The organism is Paenimyroides ceti (assembly GCF_030409925.1).
This window is the reverse complement of sequence record NZ_JAUFQU010000080.1, coordinates 1-14,316: the sequence shown is the minus strand read 5'-3', so window position 1 is coordinate 14,316 and position 14,316 is coordinate 1. Positions and strand designations below refer to the sequence as shown.

The 14,316-nt window shown below is 36.5% G+C and carries 26 protein-coding genes, 2 tRNA genes and 6 pseudogenes; 16 read left to right on the top strand and 18 right to left on the bottom strand.

Annotated features, from left to right (window positions below; all coding sequences use genetic code 11):
- Positions 1 to 117 precede the first annotated feature (117 nt).
- The 15 genes and pseudogenes from QW060_RS25765 to QW060_RS25695 all read left to right on the top strand — a co-directional run bounded on the left by QW060_RS25765 (position 118) and on the right by QW060_RS25695 (position 7,066).
- Positions 118 to 837, top strand: a complete 720-nt coding sequence (locus QW060_RS25765) for a DEAD/DEAH box helicase (RefSeq protein ID WP_290365486.1) — start codon at positions 118 to 120, stop codon at positions 835 to 837.
- A gap of 266 nt (positions 838 to 1,103) precedes the next feature.
- Positions 1,104 to 1,628 (top strand): hypothetical protein, encoded by a 525-nt coding sequence (locus QW060_RS28935; RefSeq protein ID WP_290365485.1) that lies wholly within the window; start codon positions 1,104 to 1,106, stop codon positions 1,626 to 1,628.
- 89 nt (positions 1,629 to 1,717) lie between these two features.
- The gene (locus tag QW060_RS25755) at positions 1,718 to 1,897 is read left to right on the top strand and encodes a hypothetical protein (protein WP_290365484.1); all 180 of its coding nucleotides are present in this window, start codon (positions 1,718 to 1,720) and stop codon (positions 1,895 to 1,897) included.
- A gap of 3 nt (positions 1,898 to 1,900) precedes the next feature.
- A complete protein-coding gene (locus QW060_RS25750) occupies positions 1,901 to 2,146 on the top strand; it encodes a hypothetical protein (RefSeq protein ID WP_290365483.1) in 246 nt (81 codons plus the stop codon).
- Complete coding sequence (locus QW060_RS28790; RefSeq protein ID WP_397386143.1) at positions 2,094 to 2,219, top strand: hypothetical protein; 126 nt, start codon at positions 2,094 to 2,096, stop codon at positions 2,217 to 2,219. The genes QW060_RS25750 and QW060_RS28790 overlap by 53 nt, the downstream gene beginning before the upstream one ends.
- Positions 2,191 to 2,358 carry a hypothetical protein gene (locus QW060_RS25745; RefSeq protein WP_290365482.1) on the top strand — a complete coding sequence of 56 codons (168 nt, stop codon included), beginning with the start codon at positions 2,191 to 2,193 and terminating at the stop codon, positions 2,356 to 2,358. Before QW060_RS28790 ends, QW060_RS25745 begins: the two co-directional genes overlap by 29 nt.
- A gap of 95 nt (positions 2,359 to 2,453) precedes the next feature.
- Entirely contained in the window at positions 2,454 to 2,627 is a 174-nt protein-coding gene (locus tag QW060_RS25740; protein WP_290365481.1) for a hypothetical protein, read from the top strand.
- An 81-nt stretch (positions 2,628 to 2,708) separates the two neighbouring features.
- Entirely contained in the window at positions 2,709 to 2,912 is a 204-nt protein-coding gene (locus tag QW060_RS25735; RefSeq protein WP_290365480.1) for a hypothetical protein, read from the top strand.
- 1,246 nt (positions 2,913 to 4,158) lie between these two features.
- Positions 4,159 to 4,308, top strand: a complete 150-nt coding sequence (locus tag QW060_RS25730) for a hypothetical protein (protein WP_290365479.1) — start codon at positions 4,159 to 4,161, stop codon at positions 4,306 to 4,308.
- Between the two features lie 27 nt (positions 4,309 to 4,335).
- Positions 4,336 to 4,497: a coproporphyrinogen III oxidase gene (locus tag QW060_RS25725; protein ID WP_290365478.1), complete on the top strand. Its 162-nt coding sequence runs from the start codon at positions 4,336 to 4,338 to the stop codon at positions 4,495 to 4,497.
- The gene (locus tag QW060_RS25720; RefSeq protein ID WP_290365487.1) at positions 4,475 to 4,768 is read left to right on the top strand and encodes a coproporphyrinogen III oxidase; all 294 of its coding nucleotides are present in this window, start codon (positions 4,475 to 4,477) and stop codon (positions 4,766 to 4,768) included. Before QW060_RS25725 ends, QW060_RS25720 begins: the two co-directional genes overlap by 23 nt.
- Positions 4,663 to 5,419: pseudogene (locus QW060_RS28785) on the top strand (coproporphyrinogen III oxidase). Before QW060_RS25720 ends, QW060_RS28785 begins: the two are co-directional and overlap by 106 nt.
- A pseudogene (gene hemB, locus QW060_RS25705) lies at positions 5,337 to 6,236 on the top strand (porphobilinogen synthase). Before QW060_RS28785 ends, hemB begins: the two co-directional pseudogenes overlap by 83 nt.
- 40 nt (positions 6,237 to 6,276) lie before the next feature.
- Positions 6,277 to 6,699, top strand: a complete 423-nt coding sequence (locus tag QW060_RS25700; protein ID WP_290365477.1) for a c-type cytochrome — start codon at positions 6,277 to 6,279, stop codon at positions 6,697 to 6,699.
- Between the two features lie 175 nt (positions 6,700 to 6,874).
- Positions 6,875 to 7,066, top strand: coding sequence for a hypothetical protein (locus tag QW060_RS25695; protein WP_290365476.1), 192 nt, complete (start codon positions 6,875 to 6,877; stop codon positions 7,064 to 7,066).
- A gap of 453 nt (positions 7,067 to 7,519) precedes the next feature.
- Here QW060_RS25695 and QW060_RS25690 read toward each other — a convergent pair.
- The 18 genes and pseudogenes from QW060_RS25690 to QW060_RS25620 form a co-directional block, all read right to left on the bottom strand.
- A pseudogene (locus QW060_RS25690) lies at positions 7,520 to 8,182 on the bottom strand (HD domain-containing protein).
- Positions 8,183 to 8,221: 39 nt separating this feature from the next.
- The gene (locus QW060_RS28780; RefSeq protein WP_397386142.1) at positions 8,222 to 8,791 is read right to left on the bottom strand and encodes an acyl-ACP desaturase; all 570 of its coding nucleotides are present in this window, start codon (positions 8,789 to 8,791) and stop codon (positions 8,222 to 8,224) included.
- A pseudogene (locus tag QW060_RS28775) lies at positions 8,781 to 9,107 on the bottom strand (acyl-ACP desaturase). The gene QW060_RS28780 and the pseudogene QW060_RS28775 overlap by 11 nt, the downstream one beginning before the upstream one ends.
- A complete protein-coding gene (locus tag QW060_RS28770) occupies positions 9,056 to 9,217 on the bottom strand; it encodes a hypothetical protein (protein ID WP_397386141.1) in 162 nt (53 codons plus the stop codon). Before QW060_RS28770 ends, QW060_RS28775 begins: the two are co-directional and overlap by 52 nt.
- Positions 9,218 to 9,477: 260 nt before the next feature.
- A complete protein-coding gene (locus tag QW060_RS25680) occupies positions 9,478 to 9,831 on the bottom strand; it encodes a lysophospholipid acyltransferase family protein (protein WP_317623267.1) in 354 nt (117 codons plus the stop codon).
- A gap of 253 nt (positions 9,832 to 10,084) precedes the next feature.
- A pseudogene (locus tag QW060_RS25675) lies at positions 10,085 to 10,497 on the bottom strand (BrxA/BrxB family bacilliredoxin).
- 149 nt (positions 10,498 to 10,646) lie between these two features.
- Entirely contained in the window at positions 10,647 to 10,880 is a 234-nt protein-coding gene (locus tag QW060_RS25670) for a hypothetical protein (RefSeq protein WP_290365475.1), read from the bottom strand.
- Complete coding sequence (locus QW060_RS25665; protein WP_290365474.1) at positions 10,825 to 10,995, bottom strand: hypothetical protein; 171 nt, start codon at positions 10,993 to 10,995, stop codon at positions 10,825 to 10,827. Before QW060_RS25665 ends, QW060_RS25670 begins: the two co-directional genes overlap by 56 nt.
- Positions 10,970 to 11,275, bottom strand: a complete 306-nt coding sequence (locus QW060_RS25660; protein ID WP_290365473.1) for a TonB-dependent receptor domain-containing protein — start codon at positions 11,273 to 11,275, stop codon at positions 10,970 to 10,972. Before QW060_RS25660 ends, QW060_RS25665 begins: the two co-directional genes overlap by 26 nt.
- A 9-nt stretch (positions 11,276 to 11,284) precedes the next feature.
- Positions 11,285 to 11,407 carry a hypothetical protein gene (locus tag QW060_RS25655; RefSeq protein ID WP_290365472.1) on the bottom strand — a complete coding sequence of 41 codons (123 nt, stop codon included), beginning with the start codon at positions 11,405 to 11,407 and terminating at the stop codon, positions 11,285 to 11,287.
- Complete coding sequence (locus QW060_RS25650) at positions 11,370 to 11,597, bottom strand: hypothetical protein (protein ID WP_290365471.1); 228 nt, start codon at positions 11,595 to 11,597, stop codon at positions 11,370 to 11,372. The genes QW060_RS25655 and QW060_RS25650 overlap by 38 nt, the downstream gene beginning before the upstream one ends.
- A 199-nt stretch (positions 11,598 to 11,796) precedes the next feature.
- The gene (locus QW060_RS25645) at positions 11,797 to 11,991 is read right to left on the bottom strand and encodes a hypothetical protein (protein ID WP_290365470.1); all 195 of its coding nucleotides are present in this window, start codon (positions 11,989 to 11,991) and stop codon (positions 11,797 to 11,799) included.
- 363 nt (positions 11,992 to 12,354) lie between these two features.
- The gene (locus QW060_RS25640; RefSeq protein ID WP_290365469.1) at positions 12,355 to 12,519 is read right to left on the bottom strand and encodes a hypothetical protein; all 165 of its coding nucleotides are present in this window, start codon (positions 12,517 to 12,519) and stop codon (positions 12,355 to 12,357) included.
- Entirely contained in the window at positions 12,482 to 12,634 is a 153-nt protein-coding gene (locus QW060_RS25635; RefSeq protein WP_290365468.1) for a hypothetical protein, read from the bottom strand. The genes QW060_RS25640 and QW060_RS25635 overlap by 38 nt, the downstream gene beginning before the upstream one ends.
- A 126-nt stretch (positions 12,635 to 12,760) precedes the next feature.
- Positions 12,761 to 12,877: a hypothetical protein gene (locus tag QW060_RS28765; protein ID WP_397386140.1), complete on the bottom strand. Its 117-nt coding sequence runs from the start codon at positions 12,875 to 12,877 to the stop codon at positions 12,761 to 12,763.
- On the bottom strand, positions 12,852 to 13,070 hold the full coding sequence (locus QW060_RS25630) for a hypothetical protein (protein ID WP_290365467.1): 219 nt from the start codon (positions 13,068 to 13,070) through the stop codon (positions 12,852 to 12,854). The genes QW060_RS28765 and QW060_RS25630 overlap by 26 nt, the downstream gene beginning before the upstream one ends.
- A 218-nt stretch (positions 13,071 to 13,288) precedes the next feature.
- A tRNA-Gln gene (locus QW060_RS25625) sits at positions 13,289 to 13,359 on the bottom strand.
- A gap of 37 nt (positions 13,360 to 13,396) precedes the next feature.
- A tRNA-Gln gene (locus tag QW060_RS25620) sits at positions 13,397 to 13,467 on the bottom strand.
- 181 nt (positions 13,468 to 13,648) lie between these two features.
- Here QW060_RS25620 and QW060_RS25615 point away from each other — a divergent pair.
- Positions 13,649 to 14,316 (top strand): annotated as a pseudogene (locus tag QW060_RS25615) (glycosyltransferase family 117 protein); the annotation flags it as partial.

Genomic DNA, 14,316 nt, shown 5'->3' with positions numbered 1-14,316 from the left:
ACCAAAGAAGATTTGTTACAACTAATAAAAAACTATGAATTATGAATGCTTTTGCCGATGTTTGTTTTTTAATAAGGATGGAAACCGCATGCTTTTCAGAAAAAATGCTGGTCAGCTATGGCAAGAGGTGAATCCGGTTTGCTGAATGCTCCGACAGGTTACGGAAAAACGTATGCGATATGGTTTGGAATTCTCCAGAATTATTATAAAAAAACACCTGATAATACAAAAGAGAAAAAAGGACTGCATACGTTGTGGATTACGCCTTTGCGGGCTTTGTCAAAAGAAATTTTACTAGCAACGGAAAGGGTAAGTAAAGATTTGGAACTCGACTATAAAATAGCCCTTCGTACCGGAGATACTTCTGCAGGTGACCCGACAGAAACACAGCGTAAAAATCCTCCGCAGGCGCTGATTACTACTCCGGAAAGCGTACATCTGCTTATGGCTTCCAAAGGATATAAAGAATTTTTTAAATCGCTGGAGTTTGTCATTGTAGAAGAATGGCATGAATTATTGAGCAGCAAACGAGGTGTAATGATTGAACTGGCGGTTGCCCATTTAAAAACCATCAATCCACTCTCAAAAGTATGGGGAATCTCGGCAACCATCGGAAATCTGTTACAGGCAAAAGATATTCTTACACGGGATTCACAGAGCGTACTAATACAGTCAAAACAGCAAAAGAAAATAGAACTGCATACGATTTACCCTGATGAGGTTGAAAAATATCCGTGGAGCGGGCATCTGGGCATCCGTTTATTGCCCAAAGTACTGCCTCTGCTGCATCAATATACCACCCACTTTATTATTTACAAATACCCGTTCACAGGCTGAGATATGGTATCAGCGATTATTGGAAGCAGACCCTGAACTGGCAGGACAGATTGCTTTACATCACGGGTCGCTTAGTGAAGAACTGCGCCTATGGTTGAAGACAGTCTGCACGAAGGACTTTTAAAGGCCGTCATCTGTACCACAGCCTTGATCTTGGAGTTGATTTCCGATCTGTAGATTGCGTCATCCAGATCGGCTCCCCAAAAGGAATTGCGCGTTTTTTACAACGTGCCGGCCGAAGTGGTCCCCGCCCTGAAGAAACAAGTGTGATCTATTTTCTGCCCACTCACTCACTGGAAACGATGGAAGGCGCTTCTCTGCGCTATGCATTATCTGAAAAAATGGTAGAACAGCGATTGCCCTATATCCGTAGTTTTGATATGCTCATCTCATTTATGATTGACATTGCTGTCAGTGACGGATTTCAGGCTGAGGCCTTATATAATGAAGTTATTCAAACACACTGCTATAAAGTATCAGCCCTGATGAATTCAATGAATGTTTACAACTCATCACACAGGGAGGAAGTTCTTTATATGCGTATGATGAATTTCATAAAGTGGTTATTGAAGACGGACTTTTTAAGTTACTTCCAGACGTATTGCAATGCAGCATCGTTTGAGTATCGGAGCCATTGTTTCAGATATGATGCTTCTGGTAAAATTAAAAAAGGAAAATACCTGGGCAGCGTGGAAGAATGGTTTGTTTCGCGCTTAAAAGAAGGTGATGTTTTCTGGTTTTCCGGACGCGCGCTGCAATTGGTTCATACAAAAATAATGAAGTCATTGTAAGGCCTACTACACAAAAAACCGGACTCATTCCTTCATGGCAAGGTGGACGGCTTCCGATAAGTGTTGATTATGGAAAAGCCATTCGTCATATGTTTCAGGAAATCGGGAAACCTTCCCGTCGGACTTATCCGGAGTTGGCATTTTTACAGCCTTTGTTCAAAGAACAGGCAAAACGTTCTTATCTGCCTCAGGAAAATGAATTGCTGACGGAATATAAAAAAACCAAATTGGCTTTCATCTGTTTATCTATCCGTATGAGGGGAAACTAGTACATGAAGAAAGGCTGCAATTCTTGCTTACCGCATCAGCCGAATCAGAAGATAACATTTACATTGCAAGCAATGATTATGGATTTGAACTGTCTCTCTGAAGACGATTTCTTTGTTGATGAAACGTTTGTTCAGGAATTGTTGTCAGTAGAAAATATAGTAGAAGATATCAAAAAACGGAGTCAACATCAGAGAAATGGCGAAACGTACTTTTCGGGATGTTGCTTCGGTATCGGGTCTTATTTTTAATGGTTATCCCGGAAAGCAGATGAAAAACAAACACCTTCAGGCAAATGCTTCTTTGTTTTTTCAGTGTCTTTGATGAAAATGAACCTTCCAACTTGTTGTACCGTCAGGCGTATGATGAATCTATGATTTTCAGCTCGAAATTCAGCGCATGCAGCTGGCCTTTCAGCGTATCAACAGCCATCCGATTATTTTTAAGCATCTTGAAAAACTGAGTCCGTTTGCGTTTCCGATTTTTTCGGAATCTTTTCGCAGCAAATATTCGAATGAAGATTGCAGGCGCGTCTCAATAAATTAAAAAAGGAACTGGATGTCGAATAAATTTTACAGGCTTTTTCTGGGCGATACTGAAACGTGGCTTTTACCGGAACTGGCGCTCTTTCTGCCGGAAAGCCATTGTCTTGTTATTGCGGACTGGCATTTGGGAAAAACTACTCATTTCATAAAAAACGGAATTTTTCTTCCCAAAACTTCTTTTGTATAAAGAGTTTATGAAACTTGATGTGCTCATTGCAAAATATGGAGTGAAAACCGTCGTGTTTCTGGGAGACTTGTTTCACAGTGAATGGAATACGGATTGGGAACTTTTAAAGAAGCACTTTTGAAACATGATACAGTATCGTTTATCCTTACAAAAGGCAATCATGATATTATCGATTATGCACAGCATCACTTGCCTCATTTCAAAATAGTTAAAGAACTATGGCTGCATGAAAAAAATCGTTTTTTCCCATCAGTCACTATCGCTGTTAAATCGGGAGGTGATTAATATAGTAGGCATACTCATCCGGAATAAGCATTCGGAACCAAACAACGTCATTATTTCCGTTTACCTGTTTTTATTTTGATAAAGGTGTGTTTATACTGCCTGCTTTCGGAGACCTCACAGGACTTTATATCATGGAACGCAAAAGGGGAGATGAGGTTTTTATCGTTTTAGGAGATGAGGTAAAAAGACAGAAAAATACGTAGCCATATTTGTATTCAACGAAGAAAAAACCTTATTTATATTTTGGTGATTGGGCAAACAGAAAAATTAAAGAAAGATTTATCAGAAAATGAAAAGATGATATATATATATATTATATATAAATATATATAAAATATATATACCACCGATTTTTTAGATGACCAACCGAATAACTATTTTTTTAATTTTTTAATTTGTCTGAAAAAGGGGAAGCCTACAATCCACATTCATCCATCTTCCTAAAGCCGATCATAGTTTCTTGCTCCAAAATCATACATATCAGGTCTTTTTCGGGCTGAAATCTTTTCCTCCATAGGTGTATTTATAGCCTGTAATTCCTGTAATAGTGCTGTAATTCTGGTGTTCTAATCCAAATGGATAATGTTGTTATAACTTTAATTTATTGAACAATAGAAAAATAAATTGATGTAACAATTAGAATTATTTTTTTGTAGAACAAGAAAAATTTAAGGACATCCTTTATCATTTTTAATAAAGTGTTTCCTGTTTTAAATTAAAAATGGAATTTTAAATTATTATATACTTGTAAAGTGTTATACAATAACACAGCCTCAATACGTTTGTAAAGAGGCTGTTGGTTCGTCTATTATTCTTTTTCTAATAAGTAACTTTGAATAATACCATTTTTGTGATCGGGGAATTATACTATTCCCTTTTATCAACCAAACTTCATCTATAAATACTCTTTTACCTGTAAAATTAATAATGAAAAAATTACTACTTTTATTTTTGATACTATAAAATTGGAGACAAAAAACTATTCCTATCTTTTATAAAAAAGGCTTTGATATCACACCTCTTTATTTTTGTAGTATCCCACTGATCTTTTAGAACAATTTCTTTATTATCATCTAATATCAAATGTAAATCATAAGAAAAAAAGTTTTGTCATACCTACTAACCTTGAAAAACAATTTATTTTTTTAGAATTAAAAAAATAGGGCTTACAGTATCCGACTTGCTTACAAAAGATTCGGAACTCCTGCATGAACACTCATCAATGAACAGTTTCCCTGGAATAAAAATGGAGCAATTTGCCGATATTCTGGTTAAGTTATCTGAGCAAGCAGGATATGAAACTTTGAAGTCAAAAGCAAGAAAAATGTATGAATTCATACAAAGTGAGAGCAAAGCTTTTTCATTTGAAATATTTAATAAGATAAATAAATTATAACTGTACAATTAACCTAACTGCCGAATTATGAAAGAAAAGTTTTATCAATACATACAGAATCTCCAAGATCAAATCACATCAGCGCTGGAAAAAGTTGACGGAAAATCCGTTTTCAGAGAAAGACCTGTGGGAACGTCCCGCGGCGGTGGCGGTAGAACACGCGTTATTGAAAACGGAAATGTTTTTTGAAAAAGGAGGTGTAAATATTTCTGCTGTACACGGGATTTTACCCGAGGCTATGCAAAAAATGTTTAATGTAACCGATGCAAACTTTTATGCCTGTGGGTTGAGTATGGTATTACATCCCAAAAATCCGATGGTACCTACCACTCATGCCAACTGGCGTTATTTTAAATGTATGATAAAGAAGGCAATAAAGTTCGCTCATGGTTTGGAGGCGGTCAGGATCTTACTCCTTACTATCTTTTTGAAGAAGATGCCCGTCATTTTCATAAGGTAAGCAAAACAGCCTGTTACAAACATGATCCTGAGTTTTACGAAAAATACAAGAAACAGTGTGATGCTATTTCTGGAATTCTCATAGAAATGAAGCCCGTGGTATCGGAGGTCTTTTTTTTGATCATCTTGAAGAAACGCCAGAAAGATCTTCGCAACAATGGTATGATTTTGTTACCGAAATCGGAAACAGTTTTATAGAAGCCTATGTACCTATTGTAGAAAAAGAAAAGAGCTGCCCTATACGGAAGCACAGAGAACATGGCAGGAAATACGAAGAGGCCGATATGTAGAATTCAATCTTGTACACGATAAAGGAACCCTTTTCGGATTGAAAACCAACGGACGCATTGAATCAATCCTCATGAGTTTACCTTCTCATGTTCAAGGGTATAATGACCATCATCCCGGAAAAAGGATCAGAAGAGGAAAAATTACTGAATGTATTACAACAACCGCGAGAGTGGGTATAAAAATAAAAATATTTTCCATTACACAGAGGCAGAAGACTGCGCGTAATGAATCGATGAGAAGCCTTGTCAGAGAGACAACTATAAGTCCGGCTGATTTTTATGTTTCCGATGTTTATCTCAGAGGGAGAAAACACGGAAACAGAAATTCCTTCTATGCCGGGTATTTTCAGAAGATCAGTTGATCTGACTGTTAAAGAGGTACAGGAGCTGTATGCTTTGGGTATAAGAGCCATTAATATTTATGTAAAGGTCTCTGAAAATTTAAAAGATAACACCGGAAAAGAGGCATGGAATCCGAACGGATTGATGCAGAATGCCATTAGAGCTATAAAAGAAGCATGTCCGGAATGATTGTAATGCCAGATGTCGCTTTAGATCCCTATTCGATCTACGGACATGACGGTATTATTAAAAACGGGAAGTTGCCAATGATATTACTGTTGACGCTTTGTGAAAATGGCTGTTTCTCATGCACACGCGCAGGTGCAGATTTCGTAGCACCATCAGATATGATGGATGGCAGAGTGCTTTACCTTCGTCAAGGTTTGGATGCGGCAGGTTTTCAACATGTAGGTATTATGAGTTATTCTGCCAAGTATGCTTCTGCCTTCTACGGTCCGTTCCGAGATGCTTTGGATAGCGCTCCGGTGGATATTATGACATATACCAACAGATAAAAAAACATACCAGATGGATTATGCCAACCGGCTCGAAGCCATAAAAGAAGCCTATCTGATATTGAGGAAGGAGCTGATATGGTTATGGTAAAACCCGGAATTGCTTATCTGGATATTGTACGGAAAATAAAGACCGGTTACGGTACCTGTTACCGTTTTTCACGTCTCAGGAGAGTATGCCATGATAAAAGCCGCAGCTGAAAAAGGCTGGCTCGATCATGATAAAATTATGATGGAACAGCTTATGTGCATCAAACGTGCAGGTGCTAATCTTATCTCTACTTATTTCGCTAAAGAAGCCGCTATTTTACTGAACAAGTAAGTATATATTAGTATCTTTACAGAACAACAAAAACAAGACAATGAAATTTTTTATGTTCAGCATGTTGGCTCTTTCATTTTTGGGAGTTTCATGTAATAAAGAGGAAAAAAAATCCAAGGAATTATATCCTGAAGAAGTAGTTGACCCGAATGATCCAAAAGTGATTATTGAACAAGGAAAGGAACTCTTTAACAGTAATAAAGCGGCATGTTATACCTGTCACCTTCCTGATAAAAAAAGTAATCGGCCAAGTATTCAGGAAATAGCAAAAATTTATCAGGAGAAAAACGGCGATATGTTTGCTTTTTTACGACAAAAAGCAGAAACCGATTGTAGACCCCGCTCATATGATGTAATGAAAGCTAATTTCGCCATTATCAAAACCTTTAGTGATGAAGAAGTTAATCTTAGAGCTTTACATAAAAAGCCACCTAAAATAAATTTAAATAAAGACAGTTGTTGAATTCCAGCTGTTTTTTTATTGTATAGTAATATGTAGCAATACAATTTCCCAACTTGGTATTAATTAACAAAAAACAATTTAAATATTCAAATTCAAAAAGTTAATATTTTGTTAATTTAAAATATTGTATTGTTTTTTACTTAGTTTTGAGATATTAACTACAAAATTATACAGTATGAAAAAATTATTTTATTTATTAGTAATTTCTTTAGCAGCATTCGCAGGGTGCTCACAAGAAGACAGAGAAGCCGAAACAAAAAATAATTTAAGCAAAGAGGATGTAGGATATAAACTAAATTTAAACGATTTTACTCCTTTTAAAACAGATACAATTGTTTTATTAAGGCTTACACCGCTAAAGAATTGATAGTCACATTAAAAACACACTGAACAGTTTAATGATGAATTAGAAGAAATCAGAAAAAAGTACCCAAATGCTGATTTGGTAGTGTATAAGTTAAATTTCAAGCAAAATCAGGCTTTTGTCACTGATTTGCATTTTCTTGATACAAAGGCAAAAAAAAGTAATCGATTATATTTGACAATAAAATCAATAGTACCTTCCCTTCATTGATAGGCATTGCAGATCTATTATTAGGAAAATGTCCTGAAGGCTGGACCAGTGTGGTTCGTTTTCATCTAAAGAAGGGATTGCCACCGCAACAGAAAAATACATAGCCAAGCTTAAAAGGAAGCGGAGATTGTGTTCAGATTCAATATGCACGTGGTTTAGTATCCGTTCAGGTATGCCACAGAAAGTGTTAGAACACATCTATATTCTTAAAAGATAAAAAAAACGAGTTTAATATCTCGTTTTTATTTATAGATAACCCTTCCATTCATCAAAAAATTCATTCAGAAACCCTTCCCCATATAATTGCCGCTGTTGTGCCATCTGTATTCCGGTCTCAGTATTCATTCGGTCTTTTAGCAAGAGTAATTTTTCATAAAAATGATTGATAGTAGTACCATTGCTGTTTTTTATATTCCTCTTTGGTCATATTCATTTTAGGCTGTTGTGCCGGATCATAAATTATCCGGTTTTTATAACCGCCATAGTTAAAAGCACGGGCAAAACCAATAGCACCAATAGCATCTAACCGATCAGCATCCTGTACAACATCCAGTTCTTTGGAATGAAAGTTTTTCTCAAATAACCCTCCCTTGAATGAATATTTTCAATGATTTTTTTTTACATGCTCAATGATTTTCAGGATCAACAGCCAATGATTCTAAAAAGCCAGCTGCTTTTTCAGGTCCCACGCTCTCGTCTCCGTTATGAAACTTACTGTCTGCAATATCATGCAGCAGTACTGCTAATTTTTACAACAGTAAGGTCACATGCTTCCTTCTTAGCAATAGTTACTGCTGTATTATACACACGTTCGATATGGAACCAATCATGTCCCGACTCGTTATGTTGCAATTCTTTTTGCACAAAAATGATTGTTTTTTCTATATAATGTTTTGCATCTCTGTAAATTAAAAAAAGCTGTTATCACAGCTTTCTATTTATATTATTTCACCATAGCAGGTTTACCCATTTAAACACGTGTGACTCTGCAGATATTTTCATTCTTTCTGCCAGACGAGCCATACGATCCGGAAGTCTCATAAGATAATCTCTCGCTTTCTCAGCTTCATCTGTCAGATTGGTTATTTTATCGATTTTCCCAAACGGCTGATCAATTTTTGTAATATTTCCACATAATCCATAGAAGTATAAACTCCAATACGCTGTGCAGATTCCGAGAAGTGATGGAAAGCATCGCCGATGGCTCCGCCTGATTCTCGAATAAGGTTGGCTGGCATGGTGATTTTTTTTCTTCATCATATAATTAAAAGCAAGCATCATCTCAGAAGGATCTACTTTAAAAATCCGATCTACAAATTCAGAATATGCATGGTGATGACGCATTTCATCTCCAGCAATCAAACGACAGATTTTTGATAATTTATGATCTCCGTTTTTCTTAGCTAACTGCGCTACTCTGTTATAAGAGAAACATACGTTGCCAATTCCAAAACTGGTAAAAAACAAAGTTTTTATACGGATCGCTGTCGGTTCCCGATCAAATCCGTCATAGAGCAAATGGTGTGTGGTAATTTCTTACCTCTCTCATGTTCACTCTTCCGGATAAGTACAGATATCTGTTTAACAAGTCTCCGTGACGGTTTTCTTCTCCTGTCCAGTGACGTATCCATTTTGCCCATCCGTTACCACCTTCTCCTTCTTTTTGTTTTACACCATCAACATCCATCAGCCAGGATTCATAAGTTGGCAATGCTTCTTCAGTGATTGTATACACCTACTAAAACAATCCAAAATCATATGGTAATTCTTTAGCGTATTCTCTTAATTCTCTAACTTCTTCAAAAAAATTATCTGATTCTGAATTGGGTAACAAATCAGATGGTTGCCAAAATTCTCCACTGGAATCAGATAGTTATCTACGAAACTATCTATATTTTTTTCCAGAAACTGCATTACTTCAAATCGAACATTTTTTGTTGACATATATTTTTCTTTTACCGTCTTAACCGGTTATTAATATTTTTATTTGCGAGGTGATTTTTTCCTGTGTGATCTCAAACAGGGTATTAAAATCATAGTCATTCACTTTCATCGGTTCATGTATTTTCATACTGACTCTTGCCCAACCCTAAAGGAAACATTCCATAACGGAATATTTCCATGAATTATTTATGGTAACCGGCACTACATAAGCATCCGGTGCATACTTGCATAATATTTTCATTCCGTTTTCAGAAAAGCTTTTAGGTGCACCCGTTTTGAACGCGGTTCCTTCCGGGAAAATAACAGCTGATCTGTTGTATTTCTGGATGTATTCTGCCAATCCTTTGATAGTAGGTAATGCCTGTTTTTGAATCTTTCCGGTCAATAAGCACAGAACCACCTCTTTTAAGATTGAATGACACACTCGGAATCCCTTTCCCCAATTCTTTCTTACTTACAAATTTAGGATGTGCTTTTCGCAGATACCATATCATTAAAATAAAACATATCATAAGACTCTGATGATTGGATACAAAAATTACCGGCACTTTTTCAGGCACCAACGCTACACCTTCTACTGAAAATGTAGTTCCTAATATATGTCCGCATCTCAATAAACAGCCATAAGAATGTCTACGCTTTTTTTATGTGCCTGATAACCAAAAATATTTAAACAAATCCATTGAATCGATCGGATGAAAGATCAACAAGGCTAACGCAAAAAAGAAATAAAAAACAATACTAATGGATAAGAGATAATTTTTTGCACTTTTATGAAATTAAATGTCAAATATACAATAAAAACAAAAACCACCGATATAATCGGCGGTTCGTTTGTTTAAAAAAGGGATAAGTTTAACAGTGTTCTTAACAGTGTTCGTTATACGCTTCTTTTAAGTTTTCTGAAATAGTCTCCGCCGGTGACCTTCAATATGATGTCTTTCTAACATATGTACCAATTCTCCGTTTTATAAACAAACGCCATACTTGGTGATGATGGGGGAAAAGGAAAACATTTTTTCACGTGCTGCATCTACTGCATCTTTACCACTCCTGCGAAAACAGTTACAATCTGATCCGGTGTTTTACCGTTGTCCAAACTCATTCGTGCTCCCCGGACGTGCATTTCTTGCTGCACAACCACACACTGAATTTACCACTACCAAGGTTGTTCCTTCTTTTGCTAAAGCATCTTCCACTTCTTTAGCTGTATATAATTCTTGAAAACCGACAGCAACAAGCTCTTCACGCATCGGTTTTACAATTTCTTCTGGGTACATAATTATCTGATTTACGTTATGACACAAAATTATAAAACTATTTTGTTTAAGCTATGTATTTAATAATCTATTAACGGTGTTTTTATAATTAAAAAAAATGGCTTATATAAAAACAAGCCATTTTTCTCTAATCAACTAACCCACTCAAATTAAAAATTATAGGAAACCGATAAAGCTATATTCCGTGGATCTATCTGATTGATAAAACCTCCTCTGAAATATGAATTTAACCCTATCTGATCTGTTATATTATTGAAATAAAATCGTGCATCGAATCCTTTGTATTTATAGCCCAGCTGTGCATTTAACGTATAGTAAGAAGGCATGTCAAATGGTTCTGTACCTCCCATATTTCCATGTCCGTCCGGCCAGACTGTATTCATTAACCGGGCGTTCACCAACGTAATATAAACCTGTACTGATGCTTAAACCATTTAGCACCCCGTTATTAAACAAATACTGAATCCAGCCGTTAGCTGTGTTTTTTGGGGCATTCATGGGTGCAGAACCGTTTACATAATACGAAGGGCTGTTTTGATATTGCGCATCCCAGATAAGCATATCCAAGCATTACCGTAAGATTATCTAAGATACGTCCGTTTAGCTCTACTTCTACTCCGGTTCGTTTCAGATCTCCTGCTTTAAATACATAGCCCGTCGGATTTGAAGTACCCGGTTCATATTCGGTGTTTGACAAGTTGCTGGTGAGAATATGAAAATAGGTAAAATTAAAGAGTAAGCGATCGTTAAGCCATGAAGATTTTAATTCCTGTTTCAAACTGGTTGGTCACTGCTGCTCCCACTTCTTCTCCTGTGTCAGCTTATCTGCAGCGCTTCTTAAACTGGTGGAATTGGTAAAAGATCCAAAAACATTAACTTGTTCTATAGGGCTCAGCATCACACCTACCATCGGATTCCATGCAGAGCGTTGCGTACCGTTGGTAGACACAGCATCTTTTGTAATTATTTGTGAATACCGAAGACCAAAAAACTCCTTTCACATATTTATTAAATTCTACTACATCCTGAGCTAGAACACCAAACGTACCATACTGAGCTCTTACAGGATCATTTGCCTTAAACGTAATTTTTGCCGGCATCTGTTCCCCCTTCCTCTCCAGTGATTACTACATCATTGATCGCATTTGGAAAATTTTCATAGATGTTTATTTCATCAATATAATTGCGTTGTAAACCGTTTACATCAGTTGTAAAGCTGGTGGTAGTTGCATCGGCTGCGATAATCGAATCCTAATTGTGCCGTATGTTTTACAGAACCTGTATAAAGTTCCTGTCCGATCAGATCAAACTGAAACGTACTGTTTTTATCTCTCTGAGACTGCGGCTCATCACTCGCTGGCGAATGTGATACTCTTGTGAGCCTCTTATTGCGTTTGCGGTTGTTTGTGTATTATCTACGCTGTAGGATGATTGTGCATAAGCAGCTCTTATCCGGAACTGATCGTCCAGTTTATGATCAATTCTAACCATCATACTGCTCATTTTTGTTTGTTATTATCACTTTTGAATCAAAAAATTTATCATCAGGCAAGACACTACAATGCATTAGTTCCCTGATTAGCCGCCAGATTTACAGCAGAAGTATGCGGTGTCCGGTATTCATTAAATAATCTCCTTCAAGAACAACTGTTTGTTTTTCTTGTAGGCTTCCAGGCCAGGGAAGGATTCAGATAAACGCGGTTAGATTTTAAATACGCCCTGTAACTATCTGCGCTTTCGTACGCTCCGTTTAAAAACGAAATGCTACTGTTTCCCTCTCATCATTAATACCGTCTGGTAGTCAAATACCGGACGTATCTGATTCCAGCTTCCCACGCGCAACCCCACATGGCAGCATTAACAAAATTCGGCGTTTTTGTTACCCACATTAATACACCTCCTGCATTTTCCCAAATCGGTAATAAACCCTTGAGTAATAGCAGCAGAGCCTTTGATCATCTGTATCGATTCTACTCCCTGCATATCAATAACTCCTGAGGCAGTCTGAAACTGAGAATCCATACGCACACCATTCTTTAATACTGGTATTCCCCGAAATCCGCGTGCAGACATACTTTCTTTCACACACCACCGTAACTCCCAAATAAGGTAACACCTGGAATATTCCGTACTGCATCTGTAATCGTTAAGGCTCCTGAGCTTCGATTACTTTATTAGAAATAACAGAGATACTCTGTATCTGATCTTTAGTTTTAAAGGCATTCGGGTAATCGTCTCCAATCCTTTAGGCTGCTTGTTGCGTTCACCAAAAACTTCTCTCTTCTTCTAAAACATCAGATTCCTGAATAAGTTTTATGCTTATATGTTGATTTCCCTGTTTTATCTCTACTTTTTTATTGACAGCATAATATCCAATCAACTCTATTCGCAAGGTATAATTCCCTGATTGCAGATTTTTTGAAATAGAGTTCTCCCGATTCATCACCTGCTACTTGGTAATTAATTTCCTGAATTATACCTGTTGCATAAGCCAAAGGAGTATTTGTTTCATCTGTTATTTTCACTCTTAATGAAGCTGTCTGAGCAACAGCTACACTCCCCGTAAAGAGCAATAATAATAAAAATGGAAAAATGTTTCATCATTAATTTTTATTTAGATTAATTATAAACAAAGGTAATAAGCAAAATGAAACTTCCCAAAAAACAAATTGGTTTTTTAAATAAAATTTTAAAATTAGATTCGCAAATAATTGAAAACCACAGAAGAAATGAGAAAAAAAAATCAAAGGCATAAAAAAAAGCCAGTTAAAAACCGGCTCTTATTTTATTGTTGGTCTACAAGGACTCGAACCTTGAACGACTGAACCAAAATCAGCTGTGTTACCATTACACCATAGACCAATTAGTTCTTTAAATTGAGACTAAACGAGTATCTTTGTTGGCCTACAAGGACTCGAACCTTGAACGACTGAACCAAAATCAGCTGTGTTACCATTACACCATAGCCCAGTAAATTGCTCTTAAAACTCAGAGTAAATTCTTTATTGCGGTTGCAAAGGTAATACAAAAATCAAATGTTGCAAGTATTCCACAAAAAAAATTAAAAAAACTAAATAATGGAAAGGATTAAAAAAAAAAAAAAACGTTTTTCTTTGTATCACAAATCAAAAAAATCTAATCGCACTGTATTATGTTGACTATCAATTTTAAAAGTGTGAATATCATACTAGGATGGGTTGCATCTTAATTTGCTTTAATTACATACATCTCAACAATTGAACCTACTCTGAGCTTTTGGGATGCCGGCGAATACATTGCTACCTCTACAAAATTGCAGGTTGGTCACCCACCAGGTGCTCCGCTGTATCAGATGTTGGGAGCTTTCTTTTCCATGTTTGCAGCCAGTAATGAACACATTGCTTTGATGGTAAACATGATGGCATCAGTATCAAGTGCTTTTACGATTTTATTTATGTACTGGTGTACTACGAATCTTTTAGGAAAAGTGGTAAGCAGCTTTTCTCCGTGGAATAATAACAATGCAATAGCTGTTTTAGGAAGTGCTTTTGTAGCGCTTTATCCTTTGCTTTTTCTGATAGTTTTTGGTTTAGTGCCGTTGAGGCAGAAGTATATGCTACAGCGATGCTTTTGATTTCGGTTTTGCTTTGGCTTGGTATCCGCTGGATTGATGATATCGATAAACCCCGCGCGAAACAAATGGCTTTTGGTTATCGCATTAGTAATCGGACTTTCATTTGGGGTTCACTTTATGGCTTTATTAACCATACCTTCTATCGTTTTCTTATACTATTTTCAAGAAGTACCCAACCGTTACTATTAAAAATTTCATTATTGAAA

Bases quoted from the DNA above. Each gene is read 5' to 3' on its own strand.
- QW060_RS25765 (WP_290365486.1), top strand. From the start codon at position 118: ATGGCAAGAGGTGAATCCGGTTTGCTGAATGCTCCGACAGGTTACGGA.
- QW060_RS25755 (WP_290365484.1), top strand. From the start codon at position 1,718: ATGTTTCAGGAAATCGGGAAACCTTCCCGTCGGACTTATCCGGAGTTG.
- QW060_RS25750 (WP_290365483.1), top strand. From the start codon at position 1,901: ATGAAGAAAGGCTGCAATTCTTGCTTACCGCATCAGCCGAATCAGAAG.
- QW060_RS28790 (WP_397386143.1), top strand. From the start codon at position 2,094: ATGGCGAAACGTACTTTTCGGGATGTTGCTTCGGTATCGGGTCTTATT.
- QW060_RS25745 (WP_290365482.1), top strand. From the start codon at position 2,191: ATGCTTCTTTGTTTTTTCAGTGTCTTTGATGAAAATGAACCTTCCAAC.
- QW060_RS25740 (WP_290365481.1), top strand. From the start codon at position 2,454: ATGTCGAATAAATTTTACAGGCTTTTTCTGGGCGATACTGAAACGTGG.
- QW060_RS25735 (WP_290365480.1), top strand. From the start codon at position 2,709: ATGGAATACGGATTGGGAACTTTTAAAGAAGCACTTTTGAAACATGAT.
- QW060_RS25730 (WP_290365479.1), top strand. From the start codon at position 4,159: ATGGAGCAATTTGCCGATATTCTGGTTAAGTTATCTGAGCAAGCAGGA.
- QW060_RS25725 (WP_290365478.1), top strand. From the start codon at position 4,336: ATGAAAGAAAAGTTTTATCAATACATACAGAATCTCCAAGATCAAATC.
- QW060_RS25700 (WP_290365477.1), top strand. From the start codon at position 6,277: ATGAAATTTTTTATGTTCAGCATGTTGGCTCTTTCATTTTTGGGAGTT.
- QW060_RS25695 (WP_290365476.1), top strand. From the start codon at position 6,875: ATGAAAAAATTATTTTATTTATTAGTAATTTCTTTAGCAGCATTCGCA.
- QW060_RS28770 (WP_397386141.1), bottom strand. From the start codon at position 9,217: ATGTCAACAAAAAATGTTCGATTTGAAGTAATGCAGTTTCTGGAAAAA.
- QW060_RS25670 (WP_290365475.1), bottom strand. From the start codon at position 10,880: ATGAATACAGTCTGGCCGGACGGACATGGAAATATGGGAGGTACAGAA.
- QW060_RS25665 (WP_290365474.1), bottom strand. From the start codon at position 10,995: ATGAATGCCCCAAAAAACACAGCTAACGGCTGGATTCAGTATTTGTTT.
- QW060_RS25655 (WP_290365472.1), bottom strand. From the start codon at position 11,407: ATGGTAGGTGTGATGCTGAGCCCTATAGAACAAGTTAATGTTTTTGGA.
- QW060_RS25650 (WP_290365471.1), bottom strand. From the start codon at position 11,597: ATGCCGGCAAAAATTACGTTTAAGGCAAATGATCCTGTAAGAGCTCAG.
- QW060_RS25645 (WP_290365470.1), bottom strand. From the start codon at position 11,991: ATGATGGTTAGAATTGATCATAAACTGGACGATCAGTTCCGGATAAGA.
- QW060_RS25640 (WP_290365469.1), bottom strand. From the start codon at position 12,519: ATGGATTCTCAGTTTCAGACTGCCTCAGGAGTTATTGATATGCAGGGA.
- QW060_RS25635 (WP_290365468.1), bottom strand. From the start codon at position 12,634: ATGCAGTACGGAATATTCCAGGTGTTACCTTATTTGGGAGTTACGGTG.